This is a genomic window from Serratia sp. HRI, from assembly GCF_010119335.3.
GTDB lineage: Bacteria > Pseudomonadota > Gammaproteobacteria > Enterobacterales > Enterobacteriaceae > Serratia > Serratia nevei.
Genome location: NZ_CP083690.1, coordinates 4535953 through 4550661 on the forward strand (window position 1 = coordinate 4535953; position 14709 = coordinate 4550661).

General features: G+C 61.5%; 12 protein-coding genes. 4 read left to right on the forward strand and 8 right to left on the reverse strand.

All coding sequences use genetic code 11. The features are described from left to right. Nucleotides 1-219: 219 nt before the first annotated feature. From GF111_RS21695 to GF111_RS21715, 5 genes are all read right to left on the reverse strand, one after another. A complete protein-coding gene (locus tag GF111_RS21695) occupies nt 220-1509 on the reverse strand; it encodes an alginate export family protein (RefSeq protein WP_147190422.1) in 1290 nt (429 codons plus the stop codon). 41 nt (nt 1510-1550) lie between these two features. Next, nucleotides 1551-2450 (reverse strand): VOC family protein, encoded by a 900-nt coding sequence (locus GF111_RS21700; RefSeq protein ID WP_038877951.1) that lies wholly within the window; start codon nt 2448-2450, stop codon nt 1551-1553. A gap of 484 nt (nt 2451-2934) precedes the next feature. After that, nucleotides 2935-3294, reverse strand: a complete 360-nt coding sequence (locus GF111_RS21705; RefSeq protein WP_110593491.1) for a DUF805 domain-containing protein — start codon at nt 3292-3294, stop codon at nt 2935-2937. A gap of 114 nt (nt 3295-3408) precedes the next feature. After that, nucleotides 3409-5604, reverse strand: a complete 2196-nt coding sequence (gene katG, locus GF111_RS21710; protein WP_094460465.1) for a catalase/peroxidase HPI — start codon at nt 5602-5604, stop codon at nt 3409-3411. Nucleotides 5605-5863: 259 nt separating this feature from the next. Further along, a complete protein-coding gene (locus GF111_RS21715) occupies nt 5864-7267 on the reverse strand; it encodes a coniferyl aldehyde dehydrogenase (protein ID WP_162420030.1) in 1404 nt (467 codons plus the stop codon). A 220-nt stretch (nt 7268-7487) separates the two neighbouring features. On the opposite strand from GF111_RS21715, the gene GF111_RS21720 reads away from it, so the two are divergent. The 3 genes from GF111_RS21720 (at nt 7488) to GF111_RS21730 (ending at nt 10040) form a co-directional block, all read left to right on the forward strand. Beyond that, a complete protein-coding gene (locus GF111_RS21720; RefSeq protein ID WP_038877959.1) occupies nt 7488-8318 on the forward strand; it encodes an alpha/beta fold hydrolase in 831 nt (276 codons plus the stop codon). A 121-nt stretch (nt 8319-8439) separates the two neighbouring features. Beyond that, nucleotides 8440-9315 carry a glyoxalase III HchA gene (gene hchA, locus GF111_RS21725; RefSeq protein ID WP_038877961.1) on the forward strand — a complete coding sequence of 292 codons (876 nt, stop codon included), beginning with the start codon at nt 8440-8442 and terminating at the stop codon, nt 9313-9315. Continuing rightward, nucleotides 9312-10040: a PA1136 family autoinducer-binding transcriptional regulator gene (locus GF111_RS21730; protein WP_147190424.1), complete on the forward strand. Its 729-nt coding sequence runs from the start codon at nt 9312-9314 to the stop codon at nt 10038-10040. The genes hchA and GF111_RS21730 overlap by 4 nt, the downstream gene beginning before the upstream one ends. On the opposite strand, the gene GF111_RS21735 is transcribed toward GF111_RS21730, so the two are convergent. Then, nucleotides 10037-10927: a LysR substrate-binding domain-containing protein gene (locus GF111_RS21735; protein WP_147190426.1), complete on the reverse strand. Its 891-nt coding sequence runs from the start codon at nt 10925-10927 to the stop codon at nt 10037-10039. The genes GF111_RS21730 and GF111_RS21735 overlap by 4 nt on opposite strands. A 128-nt stretch (nt 10928-11055) precedes the next feature. Between GF111_RS21735 and GF111_RS21740 the strand changes: the two genes are divergently transcribed. After that, nucleotides 11056-11628: a hypothetical protein gene (locus GF111_RS21740; RefSeq protein ID WP_094460466.1), complete on the forward strand. Its 573-nt coding sequence runs from the start codon at nt 11056-11058 to the stop codon at nt 11626-11628. A gap of 50 nt (nt 11629-11678) precedes the next feature. On the opposite strand, the gene GF111_RS21745 is transcribed toward GF111_RS21740, so the two are convergent. After that, nucleotides 11679-13385, reverse strand: coding sequence for a hemolysin (locus GF111_RS21745; RefSeq protein ID WP_147190428.1), 1707 nt, complete (start codon nt 13383-13385; stop codon nt 11679-11681). A 636-nt stretch (nt 13386-14021) separates the two neighbouring features. Beyond that, entirely contained in the window at nt 14022-14654 is a 633-nt protein-coding gene (locus GF111_RS21750; protein ID WP_047574521.1) for a TetR/AcrR family transcriptional regulator, read from the reverse strand. Nucleotides 14655-14709: the final 55 nt, after the last annotated feature.

Below are 14709 nucleotides of genomic sequence, written 5' to 3' on the forward strand. Positions count from 1 at the left end.
GGATGGAATTAAACCTTTATTTAATATTACTCTGTAATTGGCTCGCGAAGTTTATGTGACTGGTTTATCTTTTTGCTTTTCTTTGATTTTTATCTGTGAATGGCGGTGAGTACCCGCCATTACCGTAATGCATATGGGCGGCTACTCGCCGGCGATCGACATTAATTGAGTACGGGATTATTAAGGACACTCGCGTACACCGATTAACTTGACTGATACTTAAAAACTGTAGGTGCCCTGCGCCAGCACGAAGTTCATGTTTTTCAGTCCGGCATGCTGTTGCAGGCTGTGGCCGACGTCGAAGTAGACATAGGCCACCTTGAACTGAAGATCGCTGCGCGGTGTCCAGGTGGTTTCGACCTGATACTGATTGCCGATAAAGCGCGAGCCTTGCTCGCTGCCTTTCACCGGGCGCATCGGGCCGAGGTAGACGGCATCCTCGCGACGTTGTCGCCACAACGCGTCCCAGCTGAAATCGATGGACAGGGTTTGCCAAGGCGTAATCGTGACCGAAGGGTGGATGGCGATCAGGTTAGCCGGCGCCACCAGCCCGTTCTCGGTCAGGTAGGGCAGCTTGGGGTACATGGCGTTAAAGGTATTGAGCTGCCCATCGTGACCGTTTTTATCGCCGCTGGCGATGCCAATTTTGCCGCCGAAGCGCGGTTGCCAGCGCCAGTCGCTCACCGTATACCCGGCGTGCGCCGACGCCGACCAGGCGCGGATGTCGCGCTGTTCTGCGCTGCCGAACTGCCAGGCGGCCTCGTTGTCCCAGTCGAATCCCTGCGCCGCGCCGAAAATGCGCGCGCCGACGGTATAGCGCCGCTCTTGCCCGCTGAGCTGCGCGTAGTGGGCATCGCTATCCTCAAAGCCGAAGGTGTAGAGATCGAGCGAGGAAGCCAGCGCGGCTAGCGGCGTGGTGCCGTACAGCCCCCACACCTTTTGGCTGTTGTCGGTATCGTCGTCGAAACTGCCGGTTTTAAGGGTGACGGGATGGCCGATAAAGGCGTCGAGGCGGTTTTTATCCTTGGCCCAGCTGGCGCGGACGGCGTCGAAAGAACGGCGCACGTTGGGGCCGTCGCGGGTGCCCATCAGGTGCAGCGAACCCAGCGCAATCTCCTGGCGGCCGACCCGCAGGGTGCCGAGGCCGTAGGCGGTGGGCAGTTTCATATCCACATAGCCCTGGCCGAGGTAGGCATGATCTTCGTCGGTCGGCTTGCGCCCACGGTCGCGCGGCGTGGCCAGCGACGATCCCACCTGCACATAGGCGCCGAAATAGTCGCCGTAGTCGAGGCGCGCGCCAACCAGCAAGCGCTGCATGAAGGTATCGTCGCGCCCGCCGCTCAGATCCCGTTGATCCGTCCATTCATAGCGCTCGCGCAGTGAACCGTCGAAAGACAGGGTGGCCGTATCGCCTAACGGGATGTTTTTCCAGGGGGACGCGGCGGGCTCCGCCGCCAGGGCGGGGAGCGTGGAGAACAGCAACAGTGCGGGTAGCGTGCGTTTCATCATGGATATCCGAAGAAAAAAGCGCGCCGCAGCGCGCCTTGGGTTTATTTAGCCGCCTGGTGAATTTCGGCGATGTAGCCGCCGGGGAAACGCACCAGCGCCGAGGCGCGGCGCTCCGCCGCCGTCGAACGCCACAGCACCTGCGCGCCGCTGGCTGTCGCTTTGGCCAGCGTGGCCGGCAGATCGTCGACGCCATAGCCGGTGCGCTCATGGCCGAACGGATAAGGCAGATGCCCGTCGGTGACGAAAATGCGCGTTTTGCCGAAGCGGGAGTCCAGTTCGATCTGACGGATCTTGCCGTTGTCGCTGCGGCCGATCGCCGTATCGCTGACCCGTTCGTCGCTCACGACCTTGCCGTGCGAGAACGCCTGGTAGCTTTTCAGGAAATCGTCGACGCGGTAGGCGGAGAGATACAGGCGGTTTTCCGGCACGCTCAGCAGCGGCTTGTAGTCAGGCGCCTTGGTGTGCCAATAGAGCTGCATGTTGACGCCGCCGGGCCACTGGATCACCGCGTCGCGGCCGATGGGATCGTCGAAAGGCTCGACCTGCACATCGGCGCCGGCGGCCCTGGCCTGGTGGATGGCGGCGTCCATATCCCTGACCAGAAAACCATTGCGCTCGGTGCCGAACGGGTGCGGGATCGGCGTTTTGAAATCGAACACCGAGAAGCTGCCGGCCGGCGTCAGTATCAGCTGGGAGTAGGTTTCGCTCGGCGTGGGCGTGACGTTGACCAGCACGCGTTCGGTGCTGGTACCGCCGAAGGTTTTCAGGATGCTGTCGACAAAGGCATCCATCTTGCCGCGTTCGACGTAGACATGGGTGGTGTCATATTGCGGCCCTACGGCGAGAGACGCCGTATCGGCCGCCCAGGACATTGCCGGGAGCAGCAGCGCAAGGGCCGATATCCTCAGCCGACGAGAAGAAATACCGATGATATGTTGCATGATGACCTCCAGGTAGCGGTTATTTTCCTGAGTGAAGAGTGATTCCCTATGACCTTCCCCGTCGGTTGAAAAATAAAAAAGAAAAGCGCAGTGCGCGGAGTGAAGCATTAAATAAGGGCGAGCGTCTGGCGCCCAAGCGAATATCGCCCAGGTGCAGAACCTCTTTTTTTTATTGGCATAAAAACGTTGGGCGCCTTTGGCGGCCGGGCCCGCAGCCGCTAAGGGGCGGCGATGAGAATAAGGCCCGCCTTGGCGCATATTGAGGTGAATCGAGGATAATCCATAACGGTGTTCTCCTGGATGGGATATATCGCATTAGCCAGCTGAGTTTACGGTCTCCATTGCCGTCTAAATATAAATACAGCATTAAAAGAATTGCCGCCCATCAAATTTTTATATGACTTGTTGAGTAAATACGAATAAGCGGGTAAAGAGAATATCGCGGCGCCAGCCATGGCTCGCCGAAGCAGGCCGTTGAGGGGGCTTACGCCAGGTTTGGGCGATCGTCGTAAGGATTGTTGAGGTTCTTTGCGGGAAGGAACAGCGCGAAGATCAGCATTACATAGGGTGTGAAGCAGAACCAGGTCAGGCACCAACCACCGGAGTAACCCGCATCGTGCAAACGGCGCACATTGGCCGCTAGCATAGGCAGCAAAAACGCCGCAAGCGCGAAAATGGAAATCTCATTCATCTTGCTGGCGATAACGGCGAGATAAAGCAGAAACCAAACGTGCTGGCACAAAAGCAGCATTGAGTAAGGCCTACGGCTTTCGCGGCCTGAGTAGGTGAAGGTCTTTTTGTAACTGCTGAAGAGCGGGTGAGTGCTATCCGATGTCTGTATCATGCCATCTCCTTGGCTGTGGTTAGCCCACGTTAGCACGAGATTGCGATAAAGATATGCATCAATGATTAAAAAGCCCGCCAGGTTTACCGTGGCGGGCTTTGTGCTGTCGCTTAGTTACGCCAGATCAAAACGATCGAGGTTCATCACTTTGTTCCAAGCGGCGACGAAGTCGTGGGCGAACTTCTCTTGCCCGTCGGCGCTGCCGTAGACTTCGGCCAGCGCGCGCAGCTGCGCGTGCGAACCGAACACCAGATCGACGCGGGTGCCGGTCCATTTGACCGCGCCGCTGCGGCGATCGCGCCCTTCGAACAGGCCGTCTTCACCGACCGGGTGCCAGGTGGTGCCCATGTCGAGCAGGTTGACGAAGAAGTCGTTGGTCAGCGCCTGCGGCCGCTGGGTGAACACGCCGTGCTGCGTGCCGCCGACGTTGGCACCGAGCACCCGCAGCCCGCCGACCAGCACCGTCATTTCCGGCGCGGTCAGGGTCAGCAGCTGCGCCTTGTCGACCAGCAGCGTTTCGGCCGGCACGCGGTATTTGCCCTTCAGGAAGTTGCGGAAACCGTCGGCGAGCGGTTCCATCGCCTCGAAGGAGTCCACGTCGGTCTGTTCCTGCGAGGCGTCCATGCGGCCCGGGGCGAACGGCACCGTCAGGGTGAAACCGGCGTTCTTCGCCGCCTGTTCCACGCCCGCCGCGCCGGCCAGCACGATCAGATCCGCCAGCGAGACGCGTTTGCCGCCGGTCTGCGCATCGTTGAAGGCGCGTTGGATGCTCTCCAGCTTGGCCAGCGTCGCGGCGAGCTGCGCAGGTTGGTTGACCGCCCAGTCCTTTTGCGGCGCCAGGCGAATGCGCGCGCCGTTGGCGCCGCCGCGCTTGTCTGAGCCGCGGAAGCTGGAAGCAGAAGCCCAGGCGGTGGAGACCAGCGCCGACACCGACAGGCCGGAAGCCAGCACGGCGTTTTTCAGCGCGGCGATATCCTGCTCGTCGATCAGCGGATGATCGACCGCCGGGATCGGATCCTGCCAAATCAGCTCTTCCTGCGGCACTTCCGGGCCGAGGTAGCGCGCGCGCGGCCCCATGTCGCGGTGGGTCAGCTTGAACCAGGCGCGGGCGAAGGCGTCGGCCAGCTCTTCCGGGTGCTCATAGAAGCGGCGCGAAATCTTCTCGTAGGCCGGATCGAAGCGCAGCGACAGGTCGGTGGTCAGCATGGTCGGGCGGCGTTTCTTGTTGGGATCGAAGGCGTCGGGAATGGTTTCACCGATGTCTTTCGCCACCCACTGGTGCGCGCCAGCCGGGCTTTGGCTCAGCTCCCATTCGTATTCGAACAGGTGGCGGAAGAAGTCGTGGTTCCACTGGGTCGGGGTGGTGGTCCAGGTGACTTCCAGGCCGCTGGTGATGGCGTCTTTGCCGACGCCGGTGCCGAAGGTGCTGTGCCAGCCAAGGCCCTGCGCTTCCAGCCCGGCGGCTTCCGGATCGGCGCCGACGTGAGACGCCGGGCCGGCGCCGTGGGTCTTGCCGAAGGTGTGGCCGCCGGCGATCAGCGCCACGGTTTCTTCGTCGTTCATCGCCATGCGGGCGAAGGTTTCACGGATGTCGCGCGCGGCGGCCACCGGATCGGGATTACCGTCCGGGCCTTCCGGGTTGACGTAGATCAGGCCCATCTGCACCGCCGCCAGCGGGTCTTCCAGGTCACGGTCGCCCGAGTAGCGGCTGTTTGGCCCGCCGCTCAGCTCCAGCCAGATCTTCTCCGAACCCCAGTAGACGTCGTCCGGCTCCCAGGTGTCGGCGCGGCCGCCGGCATAGCCGAAGGTTTTGAAGCCCATCGATTCCAGCGCCACGTTGCCGGTCAGGATAATCAGGTCGGCCCAGGAGATGTTGCGGCCGTATTTCTGTTTGATTGGCCACAGCAGGCGGCGCGCCTTGTCGAGGCTGACGTTGTCCGGCCAGCTGTTGAGCGGGGCGAAGCGCTGCTGGCCTTCGCCTGCGCCGCCGCGGCCGTCGCCGATGCGGTAGGTGCCGGCGCTGTGCCAGGCCATGCGGATGAACAGGCCGCCGTAGTGGCCGAAGTCCGCCGGCCACCATGCCTGCGAGTCGGTCATCAGGGCGTGCAGATCCTGTTTGACCGCCGCCAGATCGAGGCTGTTGAAGGCATCGGCGTAGTTGAAGTCTTTATCCATCGGATCGGACAGGGGGGAGTGCTGGTGCAGCGGTTTCAGGCTGAGCTGATTAGGCCACCAATCCTGATTGGTGGGGCCGTTCTGCGGGGCGGGCTGCTTGCCGCCCGAAAACGGGCATTTGCTTTCAGTTGTCATAATGCGCTCTCTGCTTCCGTAAAAATGCTCCAGCCGCCGGGCGTGGAGCGGTTAACAAGGCAGGCGGGTCAGGCTTGCGTCGGGTATTGCGCTAAATAACTGAACTCAATCGATTTACGTCACCCCCACCGTCAACGGGCAGAGGGTGACACATGGGTAAGCTTAGTCAGCGGCGGCGGAGAGATAAAATAGAAATGAGTGAATATTGTGATAGCTTGCGGCGATTCATCGATGTGCTATTGATAGTCAACACGTCGCGTTATCGACGCCGCAACATGAACGCGAGCACCGCGTCCGCCAGCTTGCCGAACGGTGCGCGCAGCAGATCGGTGAAGTGCCAGCGGCTTTGGATGAAGACGCCCTTGGCGTGGCTCAGCGCCCGGAATCCTTCAATGCCGTGACAGGCCCCTATGCCGCTGGGGCCGATGCCGCCGAACGGCAGATCGTCCTGGGCAAAATGCAGCAGGGTGGCGTTGACGCTGACGTTGCCGGAGGTGGTGCGCGCCAGCAGCCTGTCCTGCAGGGAGCCGCCTGGGCCAAAGTAGTACAGCGCCAGCGGGCGCGGACCGGCGTTGATAACGTCGATCGCTTCATCAAAGGCGGCGTAGGTGCGTATCGGCAGCAGCGGCCCGAAGATCTCCTCTTGCATGATCCGGCTGTCGTCGGGGGCGCCGACGATCAGCGTGGGGGCGAGGGTTTTCGGCCGTTCCGCCGCCGAGTCCGGGCGGTGGCCCACCGGAACGATCCGCGCGCCCCGCGCCTGGGCGTCGGTGAGCAGATCCTGCAAACGGTGGTAGTGCCTGTCGTTGATGATGGCGCCGTAGTCATGGCTCGTCGGCCCGTCAGGGTAAAACGCCTTGACCGCCGCGTCGTAGAGCGCGATGAAGTTTTCCACATCGTCCTGATGGAGCAACAGGTAATCGGGTGCGATGCAGGTTTGGCCCGCGTTCGACAGCTTGCCGAACACCAGGCTGTTAACGGTTCTGGCGGTGAGCGCGCCGGGCGCCACGACGGCGGGGCTTTTGCCGCCCAGCTCGAGCGTCAAGGGCACCAGATTTTTACCGGCCGCCTGCATGATCTGGCGGCCGATCGCCGTGCTGCCGGTGAACACCAGGTGATCGAACGCCAGTGTGCTGAACCCGGCCCCGACGTCCGGCCCGCCGGTCACCACCGCGACCTCATCGGCGGGAAACAGCGCCGCCAACATCGTTTCGATGAGTTGGCTGGTGCGCGGCGTGAGCTCCGAAGGTTTCAGCATCACGCGGTTGCCGGCGGCCAGGGCGGTGGCCAGCGGGATGAAGGTCAACGAGAAGGGATAGTTCCACGGCGCCATGACGCCAATCACGCCTTTAGGTTGGTATTGCACGTAGGCGCGCCCGGCCTGGTACGGCAGGGCGACGTGGCGGCGTTCCGGCTGCATAAAGCGCTTCAGGTGGCGCAGCAGATAATCGATCGCCTGCACGGTGACCAGGATCTCCAGGATGTCGGTTTCGTAAGGCGAGCGGTGGCCGAAGTCCGCGCTGACGGCCGCCGTCAGCGCACCGCGCTGGGCCAGAATGGCGCTCCGCAGGCGGCGCAGGGCGGCCTTGCGCTGAGCGATCGTCGGTGCGCCGTCGCGCAGGAAGGCATGGCGCTGGGCGGCAAGCCGTTGCTCCATCGTCATGAGGATGTCATCTCCCTGCACTTGAATTCTCCTGATGCCGAGTGAAAGCGGGAATGCGGTTTGCCGAATCGTGTTTGACCTTAAAGTGAGCTTTAAACCTATACTCGTTAAACGATCAACGCAAGATCGTCGGCCAACCGGGATGAGGGAGCCAGAGATCCCGGCGCCGCGCGCAGTATAAACCTTCTTTTTTAACCATAGTGTAAATGGGAGAAACGACATGGGTTACGTAACGACCAGCGATGGCGTCGAGATTTTCTACAAGGATTGGGGCCCCAAAAACGGCAAGGTTATCTACTTCCACCACGGCTGGCCGCTGTCCAGCGATGACTGGGATGCCCAGATGCTGTTCTTCGTGAACAAAGGGTTCCGCGTGGTTGCGCACGATCGCCGCGGCCACGGCCGCTCCAGCCAGGTGTCGGAAGGGCACGACATGGACCACTACGCCGATGACGTCGCCGCGGTGGTAAAACACCTGGGCGTGCAGGGCGCGATGCACGTGGGCCACTCGACGGGCGGCGGCGAAGTGGTGCGCTATATCGTGCGCCACGGCGAGGACAAAGTATCCAAAGCGGTGCTGATCAGCGCGGTGCCGCCGCTGATGGTAAAAACCGACGCCAATCCGCAGGGCACCCCCAAAGCGGTGTTCGATGATTTTCAGGCGCAGCTGGCCGCCAACCGGGCACAGTTCTATTACGACGTGCCCGCCGGCCCGTTCTACGGCTATAACCGTCCGGGTGCCAAACCCTCTGAGGCGATTATCTGGAACTGGTGGCGCCAGGGCATGATGGGCGGCGCCAAGGCGCACTACGACGGCATCGTCGCCTTCTCGCAGACCGATTTCACCGAGGATCTCAAGAAGATTGCCATTCCGGTGCTGGTGATCCACGGCGACGACGATCAGGTGGTGCCTTATCAGGACTCCGGCGTGCTGTCGGCCAAGCTGGTGCAGAACGGCACGCTCCATACCTATAAGGGCGCGCCACACGGTATCCCGACCACCCATGCCGATCAGGTCAACGCCGATCTGCTGGCGTTCGTGAACAGCTAACCCTATCGCCCGGGCGGAATCTCCACCGCCTGGGCGATGCTTGAGGGATATCCCTCATTGCGGCCCCGCCGGCGGTTATTTAAGCTGAAAGGGCAACGTAACGGTGAATATGGAGATAATCATGACTGATTCAGTGTCCAACGATCGTAATCCTACCCCGGATGTGGCGGAAGACAACGCGTTCTTCCCATCGCCTTACTCCCTCAGCCAGTACACCTCGTCCAAAACCGACTTTGCGGGCGCCAGCTACCCGAACGCCTATCGCGGCGGCAAGTGGAAGGTGCTGATGATCGCCTCGCAGGAGCGCTACCTGCTGATGCAAAACGGCAAGTTCTTCTCCACCGGCAACCACCCGGTCGAGATGCTGCTGCCGATGTATCACCTGGATCTGGCCGGTTTCGAGATCGACATCGCCACGCCGTCCGGCGATCCGGTGAAGCTGGAGATGTGGGCGTTCCCGCAGGAAGACGAAGCGGTCAAGGCCACCTACGAGAAGTACCGTAGCCAACTCAAGCAGCCGAAAAAGCTGACGGAGGTGGTGAAGGATCTGGATGGCGGCAACTACCTCGGCGTTTTCATCCCCGGCGGCCACGGCGTGCTGAATGATATTCCGTTCAGCGAAGAGGTGAAAAAGACCCTGCACTGGGCGCACGACAACGATCGCTACGTGATTTCGCTGTGCCACGGGCCGGCGGGCCTGCTGGCGGCGGGCATCGGCGAGCGCAAAGAGGATTTCCTCTATCGCGGCTATGAGATGTGCGTGTTCCCGGACTCGCTCGATACCGGCGCCAACATCGACATCGGCTACATCCCCGGCCCGATGCCCTGGCTGGTGGGCGAGCGCCTGCGCGAGCGGGGCGTCAAGATCGTCAACGCCGACATCACCGGCAAGGTGCATAAAGATCGGCGCCTGCTGACCGGCGACAGCCCGCTGGCCTCCAACAACCTCGGCAAGCTGGCGGCGGAGACGCTGTTGGCCGACGTCGCCGCGCGATGAGCGACGAGATCGCGCAGCGCGCTTTCCAGACGGCGCTGGCGATGGACCACGAGCGAACCCTGTCCGCCATTCAGGGGCGGGTTCGCGCCTTTGCCGCGCCGTTCGGCTTCGATCGCTTTGTGCTGTTTTCCGCTTCCGCCACGGCGGAGGCGGGGATCGAGCATATCTATTGGGTCGAGGGCGACTGGTTCGGCGACGGCGAGGCCGTCGATGCCCTGACCTACGTGCGGCACTGCCCGGTGACCCGGCACATGCTGCGGGTCAGCGAGCCGTTTTTCTGGACCAAGACCCGGGTGCAGCAGGGTGAACGCTACCGGATTGTGCGCACGCCGCGCGGCGCGGGCCTGCACGGCGTGCAGATCCCGGTGTTCGGCCCGGCCGGTTTGGAGGGCGCCGTCAGCCTGGGGGGTGAGCGCATCGACGCTTCGCCGCCGGTGCGGCTGGCGCTGTCGCTGGTGGGCACGGCGGCCTTTCAGGCGGCGCGGCGGCTGTTCGCACCGGCGGCCGGCGAGGGAGAGGGCCGGCTGTCGGCACGCGAGCGTGAGGTGCTGAGCTGGACCGCCATCGGCCGGCGGCAGGCGGATATCGCCGCGATGCTCGGCCTGTCTGAACGCACGGTGGAAAACCACCTGCGCCGCATTCGCCAACGCCTTGGCGCCGCCACCACCGCACAGGCGATCGGCGTGGCGATCCGCCTGGGGGAGATCGCCCCCGAGCGCCGTTAGCCCGCTGTCATTTGCCGCAGCAACCACTCGCGCAGCGCGATGATATCGGGGCGCTGCGCGGTTTCTTCGGTGGTCACCAGGTAATAGTTGGCGCCGGGTAACGCCATCTCGAACGGCGCGGCCAGCACGCCGCGCTGCAACAAATCGCGCGCCAGCAGCCGGCTGGCGATCACCACCCCCTGGCCCGCCACCGCCGCCTGCAGTGCATGCGTCTCGTCGCTGAAGGTCAGCCCGGCTTCCACGTTCAACCCTTCCGGCCCATAGCGCCGCCGCCAGTTTTCCCAGGTCGGGGAGTCGGCAGGCACCTGCCGATGTTCCACGTGAAACAGCGTTATCCGCTGCAAATCCTCGCTGCGCTCCAGCGCCAGTGCCGGGCTGGCCACCACCATAAAGCGATCCTCATGCAGCAGGGTGCAATGCAGATCGCTTTCCGGCGTTTCGCGGTAGCGGATGGCGACGTCCACGGTGCGCTGGCTGAGATCGACCCGCTCGACGCTGGTATGCAGGCGCAGATCGATGGCGGGAAATTCCGCCTTGAAATCCGCCAGGCGCGGCACCAGCCAGTGGGTGAGAAAATTGGAGGTGGTGGTGACGGTCAGCGCCGGCGGCTGCCGGGCGCGGGTGATTTGGGCGACGGACTGCTCCAGCGCGGCGAAGGCGCGCTGGGTGCCGGCATACAGGATCTCGCCGGTCTCGGTCAGGCTGACGCCCTGCGCGCTGCGCTCGCACACCCGGCATTCCAGCACTGACTCCAGCAGCTTGATCTGGTGGCTGACCGCCGTCGCGCTGACGCCCAGCGCCTCGGCGGCCAGTTTGAAGCTGCGGCAGCCGGCCACGGCGTGGAAGGCGCGCAGCGCGCCCAGCGGCGGCAAACGGGTTTTTCTCATGGCTGAGTTATTCTCATCTAAGGCTGAAAACTATGAGTTTGTCTGATCGATTATACAAGAGATAGGCTGGCGACATGTGAACAGGTGAATGAATTAATTTCATCATTCCCACATGTCGGGAGTTAACGATGAGCCTCTATATCAACAACGGCGCCCTAGGCGCCATGGAACACACGGGAACGGCGGCGAGCGCCCTGGCGCTCAGCGTGCCGGTCGCGGCGGGCGCTTTGCTGCTGGAGGCGGAGAGCCTGCTGGGCATCGTTGCAACGCTGATGCTGCTAACGGCATTGGTGCTGGCGTTTCTCGGCGGCGCCGCGCTGGCCCGCTGGCAGCCGCTGCGGAACCGGCCTGTGCTGGCTATGCTCCGCTACGGTTTTTTGCTGGCGGCGGCGGGGTGGCTATTGACGCTGCTGATGCTGTTCGGCGGCCATGATTGGCCGGCCCTGCTGGCGGGCATCGCCCTCGGCGGCCTGGGGCAGGGCGTAGCCTACCGCACGGCGGTGGGGGAGAAAACGGCGTTCGCCGTGGCGTGCAGGCTGGCGACGGTGGTGAGCATCGTCGCCGTGGTGGTTGCCGCTTTGCTGATTCAAACCTACGCCGCGCCGGGCGCGAGAGGAGGCTGTTTCGCGCTGGCGTTGCTGGTCGACCTGGCGCTGCTGGGAGCGTTGATGGCGCGGGTTGCGGAGCGGGATGGGGCCTGAGCCGTCGCGCTGAAGGTAAACAGCCCGCCGGTAAACCCGGCGGGCTTCGCTTAGGCGGCCGCGAGCTCTTGCGGTGTAACGGTTTGCAAACCGACAAGCTGAATGGCCGGCTGCTCCAGCGTGATGCCGAAGTCGCCTTGCGCCCAATTGTAGATATTGACGACGTGCTGATTGAGCGCGCTTTCGCCCTGCATGAATATCGACAGATCCTGCGTATGGGTTTGCGCGTTGTAGTTCAGCGAGAAGCTGCTGTTTGAGCCTTCGGTGCCGAAGGCCAGCAGGTGGTTATCGATAGACAGGGAAGAGGCCTGTAAAAAGCCCAGCTCGAAGCTGTCGTCGATGTAGATATTGTGGGTCTGCTTTACGGGAATATTCAGCAGGCTGTTGGGGAAGGGCACATCGTTGGACAGCATGCTCAGGTTCACGCCGAGATAATCCTGCGGCGCGCTCCCACCCGGTGCAGTGGTATAGCCGTGTTCGAAGCGAATCTCGCTGGAGCCTTTGCCCAGGTTGACCTCCAGACCGTTGGCCGGCGTCAGCACCCGATCGTTAAAGGTGACGTTATCCTTAAAGTCCGTCAGCTTCACCGCCTCGATGTTGTACAGCCCGTCCTTAAAGCCATACAGTCCGATGCCGTTTTTCTCGACCACCCCGCGCCCGCCATAGCTGCCCTGGGCGTCAAACTTCAGGTTTACCCCGTGCGACAGGCTGGAATAATCGACCGTATCGTGGCCGCTGCCGCCGTCGATCACCGTCCAGCCGTAGTTGCCGGCGTTGTTTTGCCAGCCGCGCGGCACGCTGATGGTGTCGTCGCCGCTGCCGGTGTTAACGGCGATATTGCCGAACGCCAGCGTGAAATCGTCGTCATACAGCGTACCGACGCGGTACAGATTCGGCGTGGACAGCACGTCGGCAATGTCGTTGAAAATCGCCGAGCCGATATCCAGCTTGCCGGGAATGATGCTGCCGCCGCCGGTCACGCTGCTGCCGTAGGATTCGGTGTAGAAATCACGCGCCGCTTCGGCGGCGAGGCGGAGGGTCTCGTGGCCAATGCCGAGGGTAGTTAAATAGGTGGGCACTTCGCCCGCCAGCAGCGTTTCAACCACGTAGCTGAGGTTTTTCATCTGCATGGAGACCTGCGCCGCCGCAATCAAATCGTAGGTGCCGCTTTCGATCTTAAAAGGCGAGGTGTCGTTGGTGGCCACCCATTCGGTAAAGAACGAGGTGTCGCCTAAATAGGAGAACAGCGTGGTGCCGGCCCAGGGGGAATAGTTGGGGGCGCCGGTCGAGGAGGCATCGGTGAACACCTCGGACGCCGCCGCGCCGGCGTCGATCAGGCCGACCTCGTGAATGTCCGGCACTTTGGCGCTGGTGGGCGGGGCATCCGGCAGCGGCGCGTTGGGATCGCTGCTCAGATCGACGCCAAACAGCGTCTTGGCGAAGTTTTTGGCGATGTTGTCGGAGGCATTCTGGATGCGCGTTTCCCAGTCATCGGGCACATGCCCGGTGCGCAGCTCATACTGCAGCTTGGTTTGGTCACGAATGTAATGGGCAAACGCCCCCTGGTTCGAGTTCACGCCATAGGCGCCTTTGATCCAGGTATACACCGCGATATCCACGCCCTGAATAGGTTGATTGGCATGGTTGGGATCGGTGAGCGCATCGACGGAGGCGGCATACACGGCCGGCCAGTCGCCGGCTTTGGCGGCCTCCCAAATCGCTTGCAGTTTTTCTCGGTCGGTAATGACGTAAGCCATATAAACACTCCTTGTTGCTGAGAGATTGCTTTGAAATTCAACATGATGAATGGAGACGCGCGATGAAATAAACCGAAACCCGTACAGCCAGAAACGCGCATGCCGCGAGCCGCAGCGAACGATGGGCGGCAGGCGCCCATAGCGAAAGGATAGACGCAACTTGCTGAGCGAGAGAGATTGGCTTATCGCTTGTTTTTACAGGATTATTTCTGTAAATCGGCGGGTTAATCCGCGTATTGGTGCCAGGAAGGCATTTTCGTCAGCTCGGTTAGGAATCTTCTTAGACAAAAGAGTGGGTTTCGCTGGATGGGGTTGGCCAAGCGTTGGTGTTATGGCGGTGATTGTGGCTGCCGCTTTGCGGATTCACACCGACGGCAACGCCGGGGGGCGCTGCTGGAGTGTGGAATGGTTGGGTGTGGAATGGGGTGGAGTGGGGAAATGCCGGAGTGGGTAATCTGACGGTCGGCTTTGTGCCAGAAGCGGACGTTGGCATTTATCATAGCGGCTAAATATAAAAATAAGTTACTCAATGGCAACTGCTGACTTTAAGTGGTTATCAATGGGGAGCAGATCATACTGATTCTATGCCGCCTCTGGCTGCTCACATAGCGCGCCTCCCTTCGCATGACCGGCTTTTCAGGTTCTCTCTCGTGCCAGAAGATAAGACATTATCATCCTCGTCGCTTCTCTCTTTATCACAGGCGACATGAGTTCATTCCGGCGAGAGGCGGAATGAACGATGCCCTCCAACGCATCTGCGAGAATGCGGGCCGCGACTAAGTGGTCCGTTTCAGTATCGTCTGACGGGGCCGCCGCACGGATGAGGTCTTCATAGCGACGATGATACTCACGCTCAAAAGCGTCATAGAATTCCCTCGGCGCGAGCGGAACCTCATCGATCAGAACACGATGCAGATCTTGGTTAGTTGCATGAAGCGTGACAACCGCATCAATCAATCGGCCAATATGTTCCTCGAGCGGAACCCTTTCGCCTTGTGTCTTGATATCAGGAAGCACTTTCAGGATTTCATCGAGATGCCGTTTCCGAATAGCCTCGGCAATCGCCAGATTATTTGGGAAATACTGATACAGCGATCCGATGCTGACGCCGGCAGTATGCGCCACCTCGTTAGTCGTGAAGTTTGCCCAACCTCTCTGCGCCAAAACGCGAGCACCTGCCTCGACGATACTCTCCACCGTGTTCTGGGAACGCTGTTGTTTAGGGCGTTTCCGCATCGCGCGGTGTTCTGTAGGAATGCGAGTAGCCATAAACAACCTCCATTATTAATATGAGCAAGTGCTCATATTTTGGATTTTACCAGAA